Annotated in this window: 17 protein-coding genes; 12 read left to right on the top strand and 5 right to left on the bottom strand. The window is 51.5% G+C overall.

Annotation, left to right across the window (positions count from 1 at the left end; genetic code table 11):
• Positions 1-10 precede the first annotated feature (10 nt).
• Positions 11-322 (top strand): N(4)-acetylcytidine aminohydrolase, encoded by a 312-nt coding sequence (yqfB, locus tag FEK66_RS14080; protein ID WP_135490304.1) that lies wholly within the window; start codon positions 11-13, stop codon positions 320-322.
• Between the two features lie 163 nt (positions 323-485).
• Positions 486-1,145 carry a hemolysin III family protein gene (locus FEK66_RS14075; RefSeq protein WP_130217956.1) on the top strand — a complete coding sequence of 220 codons (660 nt, stop codon included), beginning with the start codon at positions 486-488 and terminating at the stop codon, positions 1,143-1,145.
• 314 nt (positions 1,146-1,459) lie between these two features.
• Here FEK66_RS14075 and ygfZ read toward each other — a convergent pair whose 3' ends face one another.
• The gene (gene ygfZ, locus FEK66_RS14070; RefSeq protein ID WP_130207830.1) at positions 1,460-2,440 is read right to left on the bottom strand and encodes a tRNA-modifying protein YgfZ; all 981 of its coding nucleotides are present in this window, start codon (positions 2,438-2,440) and stop codon (positions 1,460-1,462) included.
• 251 nt (positions 2,441-2,691) lie between these two features.
• On the opposite strand from ygfZ, the gene sdhE reads away from it, so the two are divergent.
• Both sdhE and FEK66_RS14060 read left to right on the top strand, forming a co-directional pair.
• A complete protein-coding gene (gene sdhE, locus FEK66_RS14065; protein WP_000354046.1) occupies positions 2,692-2,958 on the top strand; it encodes an FAD assembly factor SdhE in 267 nt (88 codons plus the stop codon).
• Complete coding sequence (locus FEK66_RS14060; RefSeq protein WP_064529790.1) at positions 2,939-3,346, top strand: protein YgfX; 408 nt, start codon at positions 2,939-2,941, stop codon at positions 3,344-3,346. Before sdhE ends, FEK66_RS14060 begins: the two co-directional genes overlap by 20 nt.
• Before the next feature lie 39 nt (positions 3,347-3,385).
• On the opposite strand, the gene fldB is transcribed toward FEK66_RS14060, so the two are convergent.
• On the bottom strand, positions 3,386-3,907 hold the full coding sequence (fldB, locus tag FEK66_RS14055; protein WP_130207828.1) for a flavodoxin FldB: 522 nt from the start codon (positions 3,905-3,907) through the stop codon (positions 3,386-3,388).
• A gap of 111 nt (positions 3,908-4,018) precedes the next feature.
• Between fldB and xerD the strand changes: the two genes are divergently transcribed.
• The 5 genes from xerD (at position 4,019) to lysS (ending at position 10,106) form a co-directional block, all read left to right on the top strand.
• Positions 4,019-4,915: a site-specific tyrosine recombinase XerD gene (gene xerD, locus FEK66_RS14050; protein ID WP_064529792.1), complete on the top strand. Its 897-nt coding sequence runs from the start codon at positions 4,019-4,021 to the stop codon at positions 4,913-4,915.
• A gap of 24 nt (positions 4,916-4,939) precedes the next feature.
• Positions 4,940-5,650: a bifunctional protein-disulfide isomerase/oxidoreductase DsbC gene (gene dsbC, locus FEK66_RS14045; protein WP_130207826.1), complete on the top strand. Its 711-nt coding sequence runs from the start codon at positions 4,940-4,942 to the stop codon at positions 5,648-5,650.
• 5 nt (positions 5,651-5,655) lie between these two features.
• Positions 5,656-7,389 carry a single-stranded-DNA-specific exonuclease RecJ gene (recJ, locus tag FEK66_RS14040; protein ID WP_135490301.1) on the top strand — a complete coding sequence of 578 codons (1,734 nt, stop codon included), beginning with the start codon at positions 5,656-5,658 and terminating at the stop codon, positions 7,387-7,389.
• Positions 7,390-7,480: 91 nt separating this feature from the next.
• A protein-coding gene (prfB, locus tag FEK66_RS14035; RefSeq protein ID WP_096179399.1) for a peptide chain release factor 2 occupies positions 7,481-8,579 on the top strand; the annotation gives its coding sequence in 2 pieces (ribosomal slippage) (positions 7,481-7,555 and positions 7,557-8,579; 1,098 coding nt in all).
• A 9-nt stretch (positions 8,580-8,588) separates the two neighbouring features.
• The gene (lysS, locus tag FEK66_RS14030; RefSeq protein ID WP_021529652.1) at positions 8,589-10,106 is read left to right on the top strand and encodes a lysine--tRNA ligase; all 1,518 of its coding nucleotides are present in this window, start codon (positions 8,589-8,591) and stop codon (positions 10,104-10,106) included.
• 43 nt (positions 10,107-10,149) lie between these two features.
• Here the strand turns inward: lysS and idi are convergent, their stop codons facing one another.
• Positions 10,150-10,698, bottom strand: a complete 549-nt coding sequence (idi, locus tag FEK66_RS14025) for an isopentenyl-diphosphate Delta-isomerase (RefSeq protein WP_130207820.1) — start codon at positions 10,696-10,698, stop codon at positions 10,150-10,152.
• Positions 10,699-10,752: 54 nt separating this feature from the next.
• Between idi and FEK66_RS14020 the strand changes: the two genes are divergently transcribed.
• On the top strand, positions 10,753-10,806 hold the full coding sequence (locus FEK66_RS14020; protein ID WP_123057966.1) for a hypothetical protein: 54 nt from the start codon (positions 10,753-10,755) through the stop codon (positions 10,804-10,806).
• Between the two features lie 14 nt (positions 10,807-10,820).
• Here FEK66_RS14020 and FEK66_RS14015 read toward each other — a convergent pair whose 3' ends face one another.
• Complete coding sequence (locus FEK66_RS14015; RefSeq protein ID WP_130207818.1) at positions 10,821-10,946, bottom strand: hypothetical protein; 126 nt, start codon at positions 10,944-10,946, stop codon at positions 10,821-10,823.
• 1 nt (position 10,947) lies between these two features.
• Positions 10,948-12,396 carry a urate/proton symporter UacT gene (gene uacT / locus FEK66_RS14010; protein WP_130207816.1) on the bottom strand — a complete coding sequence of 483 codons (1,449 nt, stop codon included), beginning with the start codon at positions 12,394-12,396 and terminating at the stop codon, positions 10,948-10,950.
• 436 nt (positions 12,397-12,832) lie between these two features.
• Between uacT and ygfT the strand changes: the two genes are divergently transcribed.
• Together ygfT and FEK66_RS14000 are read left to right on the top strand one after the other, a co-directional pair.
• Complete coding sequence (gene ygfT, locus FEK66_RS14005) at positions 12,833-14,752, top strand: formate-dependent uric acid utilization protein YgfT (RefSeq protein WP_135495028.1); 1,920 nt, start codon at positions 12,833-12,835, stop codon at positions 14,750-14,752.
• The gene (locus FEK66_RS14000) at positions 14,752-15,240 is read left to right on the top strand and encodes a 4Fe-4S dicluster domain-containing protein (RefSeq protein ID WP_130259394.1); all 489 of its coding nucleotides are present in this window, start codon (positions 14,752-14,754) and stop codon (positions 15,238-15,240) included. The genes ygfT and FEK66_RS14000 overlap by 1 nt, the downstream gene beginning before the upstream one ends.
• The last annotated feature ends 12 nt before the right edge of the window (positions 15,241-15,252 follow it).

The following is a 15,252-nucleotide window of genomic DNA, read 5'->3' as shown; positions in this document are numbered from 1 at the left end:
AAATAGTACCATGCAGCCAAACGACATCACTTTTTTTCAACGTTTCCAGGATGACATTCTGGCTGGGCGTAAAACCATCACTATTCGCGACGAGTCTGAATCGCACTATAAACCGGGCGATGTGCTCCGCGTCGGGCGCTTTGAAGATGACGGCTATTTTTGCACCATTGAAGTTACCGCAACTTCAACCGTAACGCTGGATACTCTCACAGAAAAACATGCACAACAGGAAAATATGACCCTGCCTGAACTGAAAAAAGTCATTGCCGACATCTATCCTGGTCAGACACAGTTTTATGTAATTGAATTTAAATGCCTTTAAGTTGAACTCACGCCTGTTAGTTGAAATTTAACATTTAATTTCATGATTTTTCGGAGATTACTCTCAAATCAGAATTTATTTTAGCTAACAGGTGTTCACTGGAACTATTCTCAGTTACGCTGGAGAAGTGTTCACGTGCGTGTACGTTTCTCCGGAGTAAGTTATGGTTCAGAAGCCTCTCATTAAGCAGGGATATTCGCTGGCAGAGGAAATTGCCAACAGCATCAGTCACGGCATCGGGCTGGTGTTTGGTATCGTCGGGTTGGTATTGCTACTGGTTCAGGCGGTGGATCTTAATGCCAGCGCCACGGCGATAACCAGTTACAGCCTTTATGGCGGCAGTATGATCCTGCTGTTTCTCGCTTCGACGCTCTATCACGCCATTCCCCATCAACGGGCAAAAATGTGGCTGAAGAAATTTGACCATTGCGCCATTTACCTGTTGATTGCCGGAACCTACACGCCGTTTTTGCTGGTGGGGCTGGATTCTCCGTTAGCGCGCGGGTTGATGATTGTTATCTGGAGCCTGGCATTGCTGGGGATTCTGTTCAAACTGACCATCGCGCACCGATTCAAAATTTTATCTCTGGTGACTTATCTGGCGATGGGTTGGCTGTCACTGGTGGTGATTTATGAAATGGCAGTTAAACTCGCGGCGGGCAGCGTTACCTTACTGGCAGTAGGCGGTGTGGTTTACTCGCTTGGGGTGATTTTCTACGTCTGCAAACGCATCCCCTACAACCACGCCATCTGGCACGGCTTTGTGCTCGGCGGCAGTGTGTGCCATTTCCTGGCGATCTATTTGTATATTGGACAGCCGTAATGGCTGTGTCTTTGTCGGCATGAAAAGACGCACCAGCGTCGCATCAGGCATCGGAGCGCAACTGCCGGATGCGGCGTGAACGCCTTATCCGGCCTACGGGCCGCTTCCCACTTGTGAAAAAGGCACCAAATCCCAGGCCTGAAAAGACGCGCCAGCGTCGCATCAGGCATCGGAGCGCAACTGCCGGATGTGGTGTGAACGCCTTATCCGGCCTACGGGCCGCTTCCCATTTGTGAAAAAGGCACCAAATCCCATGCCTGATAAGACGCGCCAGCGTCGCATCAGGCAATAGATGCCCGAAGCGATACAGCGATTTACTCTTCCAGCGAATACGGCAGCGGCTCGATACGCAATGTATTCGCATCATCACGAACGCGGAAGATGCTGTCCGGTTCCATATCGTTATTCATGACGACCTGAACCACTACCTGACCATCTTCCAGTTTTACCGCAGCCAGCACCGTACCGGTACGACGCCAGTTTTCGCCCATTTTCAGCTCTAAGTCTTCACCAGCTGCCGGCAAACGGCTGGCGCTACCCGCCAGCAACCAGAGCGCGCGTTTGTTGGCTCCGCGGAACTTAGCTCGTGCCACCATCTCTTGCCCGGTATAGCAGCCTTTCTTAAAGCTGATACCGCCCAGCGCCTGAAGGTTAGTCGCCTGCGGGATAAACTGCCCACTGTTAGCAGCGTCAATAACAGGGAAACCCGCTTCAATGTTTAATGCCAGCCACTGTTGGCTATTGTTCAGTTCCGCTTCACCGCGCAGTTTATCGGTCAAAGTATTAGCGGTAGCTTCATCGGTTACGATCAGAAAACGTTCTGCCGGATGTTCAAACCATAGCAGTGTGGTCGCACCTTCTCTAACTACCTGTTTTTCCTTCGAAGGCATTTCGCTGAAGAGATTTTCCAGCGCGGCGCGTGCCTGAAAACCGGCAACACCGAGCAGCACACGTTCATCGTCCGGCACGATGGTCACTTTAGAAAACACCGCATATTTTTTCAGTTCAGTCAGCTGCGAATCACGCACGCTGCGGCGTTCAATCCACGCAAAGCCATCGCCGTCGCGGAACAGACGTAAATTGCTCCACATTTTACCTTTGGCGTCGCAATGCGCGGCGAGCAAATGCTGGTCTTCTGACATCTGGCTGACGTCTGCTGTCACCTGACCCTGCATATATTTTTCGCTGTCCGCGCCAGTAATGGTGGCAAGCGCCCAGTCATCAAGCGTCATCAGCGTCAGTGGTAAACGGGCAGAAGCCGTAGGCTGACGGGGAGGAAAAGGTGTAAAAGCCATAATGGAGTCCTGTGTAACAAACGGCGTATTAATGACTAATGGTAAAAGAGCTATGAGGCAATGCAAGTGCTTTCACTACGCGATCTGTGCCTTCTGATATGCTTTGCGAGGCGACATCCAAAAAAATGAAGCCATTGAATTGTTGCGGATTAATTTCGCGATCGCGATTGTGTTTACCGATATTCCCGCAAAAGAAGTCGAAAAACACGTTACAATAGCCTGGTACTGGATTTTCGTGAGACAGGAAGAAGATGGACATTAACAACAAAGCCCGCATTCATTGGGCATGCCGCCGTGGTATGCGCGAACTCGATATTTCAATCATGCCGTTTTTCGAACATGAGTACGACAGCTTAAGTGATGACGAAAAACGCATCTTTATTCGTCTGCTGGAATGCGACGACCCGGACCTGTTCAACTGGCTGATGAATCACGGTAAACCGGCCGATGCAGAACTGGAAATGATGGTCCGACTTATCCAGACACGGAACCGGGAACGTGGTCCTGTGGCAATCTGATCTGCGCGTCTCCTGGCGCGCACAGTGGCTTTCCTTGCTGATTCATGGGCTGGTTGCCGCTGTTATTTTACTCATGCCCTGGCCGCTCAGTTACACCCCGTTATGGATGGTGTTGCTTTCGCTGGTGGTGTTTGATTGCGTTCGCAGCCAGCGGCGCATTAATGCTCGTCAGGGGGAAATTCGCCTGTTGATGGACGGGCGTTTGCGTTGGCAAGGACAGGAGTGGAGCATCGTCAAAGCGCCATGGATGATTAAAAGCGGTATGATGTTGCGTTTACGCGCTGATAGTGGCAAACGTCAACATTTATGGCTGGCAGCAGACAGCATGGACGAAGCCGAATGGCGGGATTTACGGCGAATTTTGTTGCAACAAGAGACGCAAAGGTAAACATGACGGCAACGCTAATGCGCAAAGCCGTCAGTCACATCAGGCGTAATACTCTGCCATTTCGTTAAGGATTTGCTCACACCAGCTCTGAATACGCTCGTCGCTAAGGTCATACTGGTTAGTTTCATCCAGCGCCAGACCCACGAACAGCTGTCCGTCAGCAATCACCGGTTTCGGGCTGGTAAACTCATATCCTTCCGTTGGCCAGTAGCCGACGAACTTCACGCCTTTGGTCGAGAGTTTGTCATGCAGCATGCCGAGCGCATCAAGGAACCACTCGCCGTATCCCAGCTGATCGCCAAGCCCATATAACGCAACAATTTTACCTTCGAGGTTCAGGTCGTCGAGCTGATCCCAGACGGCTTCCCAGTCTTCCTGGATTTCGCCAAAATCCCAGGTCGGGATACCCAGAATGAGCACATCGTACTGCTCCATTAATTTCGGGGAGTCGTCCTTGAGGTTATGTAAGGTCACCAGTTCTGGGCCGATAATATCGCGGATTTTTTCCGCCGCCATTTCGGTGTAACAGGTGCTGGAACCGTAAAAAAGACCCATATTCATAACGTAAGCTTCTCGATTCTGCTGTGGCTTTTGCGGCTAGTGTATCAGAATCGCTTTAGTCACGGCACAATAAGGCATAATGGATCAAACGAGTAACGATAAGGGGCGCAAGTGAAACAAGATCTGGCACGCATCGAGCAGTTTCTGGATGCCCTGTGGCTGGAAAAAAATCTCGCCGAAAATACGTTGAACGCATACCGTCGCGATCTGTCAATGATGGTGGAGTGGTTGCATCATCGTGGGCTGACGCTGGCAACGGCACAAAGTGACGATTTGCAGGCATTACTGGCAGAACGGCTGGAGGGCGGGTATAAAGCCACCAGTTCAGCACGTTTGCTGAGTGCGGTGCGCCGATTGTTCCAGTATCTTTATCGCGAAAAGTTTCGTGAAGACGATCCCAGTGCGCATCTGGCTTCGCCGAAATTGCCCCAGCGTTTGCCGAAAGATTTAAGCGAAGCGCAGGTTGAAAGATTATTACAGGCACCTTTAGTCGATCAGCCTCTGGAGCTTCGCGACAAAGCCATGCTTGAAGTGTTGTATGCTACCGGGCTGCGTGTCTCGGAACTGGTCGGGCTGACAATGAGTGATATCAGCCTGCGCCAGGGCGTGGTACGGGTCATTGGTAAAGGCAACAAAGAACGCCTGGTGCCGTTAGGTGAAGAGGCGGTCTACTGGCTGGAAAACTATCTGGAACACGGGCGGCCATGGCTATTGAACGGTGTGTCGATTGATGTGCTGTTTCCCAGCCAGCGCGCGCAGCAGATGACGCGCCAGACCTTTTGGCACCGCATTAAACATTATGCCGTGCTGGCGGGTATCGATAGCGAAAAGCTGTCACCGCATGTGTTGCGTCATGCCTTTGCCACTCATTTGTTAAATCATGGTGCGGACTTACGCGTGGTGCAGATGTTGTTGGGCCATAGCGATCTCTCCACCACGCAAATTTATACGCATGTCGCTACCGAGCGTCTGCGGCAACTTCATCAACAGCATCACCCACGGGCGTGATGTCTGAAAAGAACGGGAAGGTTTATGAAGAAAGGTTTTATGTTGTTTACTTTGTTGGCGGCGTTTTCAGGCTTTGTTCAGGCGGATGACGCGGCAATTCAACAAACGTTAGCCAAAATGGGCATCAAAAGCAGCGATATCCAGCCCGCGCCCGTGGCTGGCATGAAGACAGTTCTGACTAACAGCGGTGTGTTGTACATCACCGATGATGGTAAACATATCATTCAGGGGCCAATGTATGACGTTAGCGGCACGGCTCCGGTCAATGTCACCAATAAGATGCTGTTAAAGCAACTGAACGCGCTTGAAAAAGATATGATTGTTTATAAAGCGCCGCAGGAAAAACACGTCATCACCGTGTTCACCGATATTACTTGTGGCTACTGCCACAAGCTGCATGAGCAGATGGCAGACTACAACGCGCTGGGGATCACCGTGCGTTATCTCGCTTTCCCGCGCCAGGGGTTGGAGAGCCAGGCTGAGCAACAAATGAAAGCCATCTGGTGTGCGAAAGATAAAAACAAAGCGTTTGATGATGTGATGGCGGGTAAAAGCGTCGCGCCAGCCAGTTGCGACGTGGATATTGCCAACCATTACGCGCTTGGCGTCCAGCTTGGCGTCAGCGGTACTCCGGCGATTGTGCTGAGCAACGGTACTCTGGTGCCAGGCTACCAGCCGCCGAAAGACATGAAAGAATTCCTCGACGAACACCAAAAAATGACCAGCGGTAAATAATTCGCGTGAAACAACAGATAAAACTTCGTCGCCGTGAAATCGATGAAACGGCAGACCTGCCTGCTGATCTGCCGCCCTTGCTGCGTCGTTTATACGCCAGCCGGGGCGTGCGTAGCGCGCAGGAACTGGAACGCGGTGTTAAAGGGATGCTGCCCTGGCAGCAACTGAGCGGCGTCGAAAAGGCCGTTGAGATCCTTTACAACGCTTTTCGCGAAGGAACGCGGATAATTGTGGTCGGAGATTTCGACGCCGACGGCGCCACCAGTACCGCCCTTAGCGTGCTGGCGATGCGTTCGCTTGGCTGCGCCAACATCGACTTCCTGGTGCCGAACCGTTTTGAAGACGGTTACGGCTTAAGCCCGGAAGTGGTTGAGCAGGCGCATGCCCGTGGCGCGCAGTTGATTGTGACGGTGGATAACGGCATTTCCTCTCACGCGGGCGTTGAACACGCTCGCACGCTGGGCATTCCGGTTATTGTTACCGATCACCATTTGCCGGGCGATACGTTACCCGCGGCGGAAGCCATTATTAACCCTAACTTGCGTGACTGCGACTTTCCATCGAAGTCACTGGCAGGCGTAGGCGTCGCATTTTATCTGATGCTGGCGCTACGCACCTTTTTGCGCGATCAGGGCTGGTTTGATGACCGTGGCATTGCAATCCCTAATCTGGCGGAATTGCTGGATCTGGTGGCGCTCGGGACGGTGGCGGACGTGGTGCCGCTGGATGCGAATAACCGTATCCTGACCTGGCAGGGCATGAGCCGAATCCGCGCCGGGAAGTGCCGCCCAGGGATTAAAGCGCTGCTGGAAGTGGCAAACCGCGATCCGCAAAAACTCGCCGCCAGCGATTTAGGTTTTGCGCTGGGGCCACGTCTCAATGCTGCCGGGCGACTGGATGATATGTCCGTCGGAGTGGCGCTGTTACTGTGCGACAACATCGGCGAAGCGCGTGTGCTGGCAAATGAACTCGACGCCCTAAACCAGACACGCAAAGAGATTGAACAGGGAATGCAGGTTGAGGCGCTAACTCTGTGCGAGAAACTGGAGCGAAGTCGCGACACGCTGCCCGGCGGGCTGGCAATGTATCATCCTGAATGGCATCAGGGGGTTGTCGGTATTCTGGCTTCGCGTATTAAAGAGCGTTTTCACCGTCCGGTTATTGCGTTTGCGCCAGCGGGAGACGGTACGTTAAAAGGTTCTGGACGCTCCATTCAGGGGCTGCATATGCGCGATGCGCTGGAGCGCTTAGACACGCTCTATCCGGGCATGATGCTCAAGTTTGGCGGCCATGCGATGGCGGCAGGCCTGTCGCTGGAAGAGGATAAATTCGAACTTTTTCAGCAACGCTTTGGCGAACTGGTTACCGAGTGGCTGGACCCCGCATTATTACAGGGTGAAGTCGTCTCCGACGGCCCGTTAAGCGCTGAAGAGATGACCATGGAAGTGGCGCAGCTGCTACGTGATGCTGGCCCGTGGGGGCAGATGTTCCCGGAACCACTGTTTGATGGCCATTTCCGCCTGTTGCAACAGCGGTTGGTAGGCGAGCGTCATCTGAAAGTGATGGTCGAACCGGTCGGTGGTGGCCCGTTGCTGGATGGTATTGCGTTTAACGTTGATACAGCCCTCTGGCCGGATAACGGTGTGCGTGAAGTGCAACTAGCCTACAAACTGGATATCAACGAGTTTCGCGGCAACCGCAGCCTGCAAATTATCATCGACAATATCTGGCCTGTCTGACGAATTTAGTATGTATAAAATTGAGCCGGGATCCGGTACAATCCCGCTCTTATCACCGCATTTTGACTAGCTCAATAAAAGAAATCAGACCATGTTTGAAATTAATCCGGTAAATAATCGCATTCAGGACCTCACGGAACGCTCCGACGTTCTTAGGGGGTATCTTTGACTACGACGCCAAGAAAGAGCGTCTGGAAGAAGTAAACGCCGAGCTGGAACAGCCGGATGTCTGGAACGAACCCGAACGCGCACAGGCGCTGGGTAAAGAGCGTTCCTCCCTCGAAGCCGTTGTCGACACCCTCGACCAAATGAAACAGGGGCTGGAAGATGTTTCTGGTCTGCTGGAACTGGCTGTAGAAGCTGACGACGAAGAAACCTTTAACGAAGCCGTTGCTGAACTCGACGCTCTGGAAGAAAAACTGGCGCAGCTTGAGTTCCGCCGCATGTTCTCTGGCGAATATGACAGCGCCGACTGCTACCTCGATATTCAGGCGGGGTCTGGCGGTACGGAAGCACAGGACTGGGCGAGCATGCTTGAGCGTATGTATCTGCGCTGGGCAGAATCACGTGGTTTCAAAACTGAAATCATCGAAGAGTCGGAAGGTGAAGTGGCGGGTATTAAATCCGTGACGATCAAAATCTCCGGCGATTACGCTTACGGCTGGCTGCGTACAGAAACAGGTGTTCACCGCCTGGTGCGTAAGAGTCCGTTTGACTCCGGCGGTCGCCGCCACACGTCGTTCAGCTCCGCGTTTGTTTACCCGGAAGTTGATGATGATATTGATATCGAAATCAATCCGGCGGATCTGCGCATTGACGTTTATCGCGCGTCCGGCGCGGGCGGTCAGCACGTTAACCGTACCGAATCTGCGGTGCGTATTACTCACATCCCAACCGGGATCGTGACCCAGTGCCAGAACGACCGTTCCCAGCACAAGAACAAAGACCAGGCCATGAAGCAGATGAAAGCGAAGCTTTATGAACTGGAGATGCAGAAGAAGAATGCCGAGAAACAGGCGATGGAAGACACCAAGTCCGACATCGGCTGGGGCAGCCAGATTCGTTCTTATGTCCTTGATGACTCCCGCATTAAAGATCTGCGTACCGGGGTAGAAACCCGCAACACGCAGGCCGTGCTGGACGGCAGCCTGGATCAATTTATCGAAGCAAGTTTGAAAGCAGGGTTATGAGGAACCAACATGTCTGAACAACACGCACAGGGCGCTGACGCGGTAGTCGATCTTAACAATGAACTGAAAACGCGTCGTGAGAAGCTGGCGAACCTGCGCGAGCAGGGGATTGCCTTCCCGAACGATTTCCGTCGCGATCATACCTCTGACCAATTGCACGCAGAATTCGACGGTAAAGAGAACGAAGAACTGGAAGCGCTGAACATCGAAGTTGCCGTTGCTGGCCGCATGATGACCCGCCGTATTATGGGTAAAGCGTCTTTCGTTACCCTGCAGGATGTGGGTGGCCGCATTCAGCTGTACGTTGCCCGTGACGATCTGCCGGAAGGCGTTTACAACGAGCAGTTCAAAAAATGGGACCTCGGCGATATCCTCGGCGCGAAAGGTAAACTGTTCAAAACCAAAACCGGCGAACTGTCTATCCACTGTACCGAGCTGCGTCTGCTGACCAAAGCACTGCGTCCGCTGCCGGATAAATTCCACGGCTTGCAGGATCAGGAAGCGCGCTATCGTCAGCGTTATCTGGATCTCATCTCTAACGATGAATCCCGCAACACCTTTAAAGTGCGTTCGCAAATTCTGTCCGGTATTCGCCAGTTCATGGTGAATCGCGGCTTTATGGAAGTTGAAACCCCGATGATGCAGGTGATCCCGGGTGGTGCCGCTGCGCGTCCGTTTATCACCCATCACAATGCGCTGGATCTCGACATGTACCTGCGTATCGCGCCGGAACTGTACCTCAAGCGTCTGGTGGTCGGTGGCTTCGAGCGTGTATTCGAAATCAACCGTAACTTCCGTAACGAAGGTATCTCCGTACGTCATAACCCAGAGTTCACCATGATGGAACTCTACATGGCTTACGCAGATTACAAAGATCTGATCGAACTGACTGAATCGCTGTTCCGTACTCTGGCACAGAATATTCTCGGTAAGACGGAAGTGACCTACGGCGACGTAACGCTGGACTTCGGTAAACCGTTCGAAAAACTGACCATGCGTGAAGCGATCAAGAAATATCGCCCGGAAACCGACATGGCAGATCTGGACAACTTCGACTCTGCGAAAGCGATTGCTGAATCTATCGGTATCCACGTTGAGAAGAGCTGGGGTCTGGGCCGTATCGTTACCGAGATCTTCGAAGAAGTGGCAGAAGCACATCTGATTCAGCCGACCTTCATTACTGAATATCCGGCAGAAGTTTCTCCGCTGGCGCGTCGTAACGACGTTAACCCGGAAATCACTGACCGCTTTGAGTTCTTCATTGGCGGTCGTGAAATCGGTAACGGCTTTAGCGAGCTGAACGATGCCGAAGATCAGGCGCAGCGCTTCCTGGATCAGGTTGCAGCGAAAGATGCAGGCGACGACGAAGCAATGTTCTACGACGAAGATTACGTCACCGCACTGGAACATGGTTTGCCGCCGACAGCTGGTCTGGGAATTGGTATCGACCGTATGGTAATGCTGTTCACCAACAGCCATACCATCCGCGACGTTATTCTGTTCCCGGCAATGCGTCCGGTAAAATAAGCGTTACGCGTATGCACTTAACCCCGGCATTTGTCGGGGTTTTTTATTCTCTCTTTGCGAAAACAGATAATACATTTCTGGCTTTGCTATTGGCTGCCTGCATCACCATCCACGGACTAAACGCCCACGACGTAGCATCAATAGCGCGCAAAACATCTGATAAATCACACCATTGATAATCCATCACTTCATCACCGTTGGGCTGTAACGCGCTGGTAATTCGTGCGGCAAAGACTGGACACATTTCATTTTCGACAATGCCATTCGGGTCAGTGGCGCGATAGTGGAAGTCTGGATAAACCGATTCGGGTGACGTTATTTCCACGCCCAGTTCATAGCGGCAACGGCGGATTACCGCCTCTTCATTGCTTTCGCCCAGTTGTGGATGACCGCACACCGAGTTAGTCCACACGCCTGGCCACGCTTTTTTGCTAAGTGCGCGGCGGGTAACCAGCAGTTGTCCCTTAGCATTAAACAGCCAGCAGGAGAACGCGAGATGTAAGGGGGTGTCTGCCGTGTGTGCGGCATATTTTTCCAGCGTACCCGAGGGGACTCCCTGTGCATTCAGTAAAATGACGTGTTCCGTTTGCATAATTTCTCACATGTAATTCTAATCACTCGTCATTATAGATAACTGAAGAGTCAAATGATTAACCAAGTGAGTGTTTATCGGCATCCGCCCGTTTTGAGCGGATGCTGACAGAGAAAGGTCATTTAAAAAAGCAGCATCATATAGTTGAAGCGACTTTCAATAGCCATTGCCACGCAGTCAGAAATGACAGGGATGGAGATCATTAAGAGTAATAACAGACTGAATATAGTGCGTATTAATAGGTTCATATCATTCACCATGCTCATTTTTCTTTAGCTTGCGCATCAAAAGCCACATACGCACTGTTCTGACTTTTAAATCTTTATCAGAAACAGATTCCTTCACCAGATCGGCATGATGCTGATAACCATTGAAAAAGACGTTCAGCACCACCGCACTGATAGTCGCCAACATAATGCCGCTATGTAACAACGGTTGCAGTACAGCCGGTAACTTAGAAAAGAAATCATGAGAAAGCGTCGGGGTCATACCCACGCCAAGGCTAATAGCCACGATATACAGGTTGTACCGGTTGGTGGTGTAGTTACAGCGCGACAGAATGCGGATCCCCGTCGCCAGCACCATACCGAACATGACTAATCCTGCACCGCCTAGTACAAATTGCGGAATGGAAGCCACCAGCACCGCCATTTTGGGTACCATCCCGAACATGATTAATATAATCCCGGAAGAGATACACACCCAGCGACTGTGAACGCGCGTCACGCTGACCAGGCCAACGTTTTGCGAAAAGGAAGTATGCGGGAAGCTGTTAAACGTGCCGCCAATCATTGTCCCTATGCCATCTACGCGTAGCCCGCGAATAATGTCTTGTGAAGAAAGTTTTCTACCGACAATTTCCCCCAAGGCCAGGAACATCCCCATCGATTCAATAAATACGATGATTAACACTGCGGTCATGGTCAGAATGGAAACCGGATCGAAAACTGGCGTACCAAACGACATTGGCGTGACAATGGCGAACCACGAAGCATCATTCAGCCCAGACAGATTCACTTCATTCATCATCCACGACAACAAGAAGCCAAATACAATCCCCAGTAATACGGCGACATTGGACATAAATCCTTTGGCGTAACGGGTGATAAGCAAGATGAAAATTAAGACGGCGAAGGAAATGGTTAAATAAACCGGATTGCCATATTGTGGATTTCCTTTACCGCCAGCAGCCCAGTCAATGCCTACCTGAATAATACTCAGGCCGATAGAGGTAATAACCACACCGGTAACTAACGGTGGGAATAAAGGCATTAAGCGACCAATAAGTGGTGCTAATAGCGTGGTGATAAAACCGGCCGCAATGGTCGCGCCAAAAATCCCCAGCAGACCGATATCCGGGTTCATCCCAATGGCAATCATTGGCGTTACAGCCGCAAAGGTCACCGACATAATCACCGGCAGGCGAATTCCCATAAAGCGACCAATGCCGATACATTGCAATAATGTGACGATACCGCAGCAAAAGAGATCGGAGCTAATCAGCATTGCGATAGCTTCTTTCGAGAGTCCGAGTCTGTCACCAATCATAAGTGGGACGGCGACTGCGCCTGCGTACATAACAAGGACGTGTTGCAGACCGAGTATGATCAGCTTTCCTGGTGATAATATGCGGTCCACCTCATCCGTTGGGCGGTCTTGCCCTGAAGATGAGGGAATTTGAGAATCTATGGCGCTCATCAGTCTTTCTCCTTTCGCTCGCCAGAGTAAAAAGCAACCGTTTACGTTCACTAAAACTCTTTAATGACATGCTCGTGGGATGCCAGTTTTCACAAGGAGGGGACGTTACAAGATGGAAATGCGGGGGCAATCACATAATCGGGATTAAACCGAGAAAATGAGAATAAAAATAGACAATGAAATTATCTTTAATTTTCTCATATTGATATTTCATTAATCATTCTGGCATGTCGCACTCTCGTATTTAATACTTTTTATCCGGATGGCATTTTTTTGAACGGCGATGTTTAAATCTTGAAAACGGCACAGATTGAGGGGCGATAATTTGATATCTCTCACAAAATTATAATTAAAACTGACTCGTTTCCTCATATATGCCCGTTTATTGCATTGCGACATTTGAGAAGACATAACTCATCAAATGAAAGGGATGCAAATGAACAAGTTTATCGCTGCTGATGCTGCGGAATGTATAGGCTGTCATGCCTGTGAAATTGCCTGTGCGGTGGCTCATAATCAAGAAAACTGGCCGCAGAGTCATGGTGATTTTCGACCCCGTATCCACGTTGTTGGGAAAGGTCTGGCTGCAAATCCAGTGGCTTGCCATCATTGCAACAATGCCCCCTGCGTTACGGCTTGCCCTGTAAATGCTCTGACTTTCCAGCCCGATAGCGTACAACTGGACGAACAAAAATGCATTGGTTGTAAAAGATGCGCAATCGCTTGCCCCTTTGGGGTAATTGAGATGGTCGATGCTATTGCGCAGAAATGTGACCTTTGTAACCAGCGCAATTCCGGCGCGCAAGCCTGTATTGAAGTCTGCCCAACCCAGGCGTTGCGGCTGATGGATGAGAGCGGTTTGCAGCAGATGAAAACGCTGCGACAGCGCAGGACGGCGGAGGGAAAAGCATCGGAAAAACCACAATCATCGCGTCGCGAGGCATTGCTCCCTGTCACTCCACGCAAAGGGGCGGATAAAGTTACAGCAAGCGAGCGGAAGACCCACTTTGGCGAAATTTATTGCGGCCTTGATCAAAAACAAGCGGCGTATGAAAGCGACCGTTGTGTCTATTGCGCCGAAAAAGCCAACTGTAACTGGCATTGCCCGCTGCATAACGCTATCCCTGATTACGTCCGCCTGGTGCAGGAAGGGAAGATTATTGAAGCGGCAGAACTCTGCCACCAGATCAGTTCATTACCGGAAATTTGCGGTAGGGTGTGTCCGCAGGACCGGCTTTGTGAAGGCGCATGTACTTTAAAAGATCACTCTGGCGCAGTCTCTATCGGTAATCTGGAACGCTATATTACTGATACTGCGCTGGCGATGGGCTGGCGTCCTGATGTCAGCCAGGTTGTTCCCCGCATAGAAAAAGTGGCGGTGATTGGCGCAGGACCCGCGGGGCTGGGATGTGCCGACATTCTGGCGAGGGCGGGTGTTCATGTTGATGTCTTTGATCGCCATCCAGAAATTGGCGGTATGCTGACTTTTGGCATTCCTCCGTTCAAGCTCGATAAAATGGTATTAAGCCAGCGGCGGGAGATATTCACCGCAATGGGAATCGACTTTCATCTCAATTGTGAAATTGGTCGCGATATCTCTTTCAACGAATTAACGGCGGAATATGATGCTGTTTTCCTCGGCGTGGGGACTTACGGCATGATGCGTGCAGATCTGCCGCATGAAGATGCGCCGGGCGTCATTCAGGCGCTACCGTTCCTGACTGCCCATACCCGCCAGCTTATGGGACTGCCGGAGTCTGAAGAGTATCCGCTGACGGATGTTGAAGGTAAACGCGTCGTGGTTTTGGGTGGCGGCGATACGACAATGGATTGTTTGCGTACTTCCATCCGCCTCAATGCTGCCAGTGTGACCTGCGCGTATCGCCGTGATGAAGTCAGTATGCCCGGTTCGCGTAAAGAGGTAGTCAACGCGCGCGAGGAAGGCGTTGAGTTTCAGTTCAATGTTCAGCCGCAATATATTGCTTGTGACGATGATGGGCGTTTAACTGCGGTGGGCCTGATTCGTACCGCAATGGGCGAGCCGGGACCAGATGGGCGCCGTCGTCCACGTCCGGTGGCGGGCTCTGAGTTTGAACTGCCCGCCGATGTTCTGATTATGGCGTTTGGTTTTCAGGCACATGCAATGCCGTGGTTACAGGGGAGTGGAATAAAACTCGATAAATGGGGACTGATTAAAACCGGTGACGCGGGATATTTCGCTACTCAGACGCATCTGAAAAAGGTCTTTGCCGGGGGGGACGCGGTTCATGGTGCGGATCTCGTTGTCACTGCAATGGCGGCAGGACGGCAGGCGGCGCGCGATATGTTAACTATGTTTGATACGAAGGCATCGTGATGAAATCGTTAATTATCGTTAATCCGGCTGACTGTATTGGCTGTCGCACTTGTGAAGTAGCCTGTGTTGTCGCCCATCCGTCAGAGCAGACTTTAAATGCCAGCTTCTTTTTGCCTCGCTTAAAGGTGCAGCGTTTGGATCGAATTAGTGCTCCGGTGATGTGTCACCAGTGCGAAAATGCGCCTTGCGTTGGGGCCTGCCCCGTGCAGGCGCTGACGATGGGTGAGCAGGTGGTGCAGGCAAATTCTGCCCGTTGTATCGGCTGCCAGAGTTGCGTCAGCGCGTGTCCGTTTGGGATGATCACAATTCAAATGTTGCCGGGAAATGTTCGGCCAGAAATCGTGAAATGTGACCTTTGCGAACAGCGGGAAGAGGGACCGGCTTGCGTTGCATCTTGCCCGACGCAGGCGTTGCAGTTGTTAACCGAAGGAGAACTCAGGCGAGTCCGCCAGCAGCGTATTGCTGCCAGCGGCAAGAATCCACTCTGACAAAACTCCGCG

The organism is Escherichia sp. E1130, assembly GCF_005781065.1.
Classification (GTDB): Bacteria; Pseudomonadota; Gammaproteobacteria; order Enterobacterales; family Enterobacteriaceae; genus Escherichia.
The sequence above is the reverse complement of the archived record's forward strand: the minus strand, read 5'-3'. Positions and strand labels throughout refer to the sequence as shown.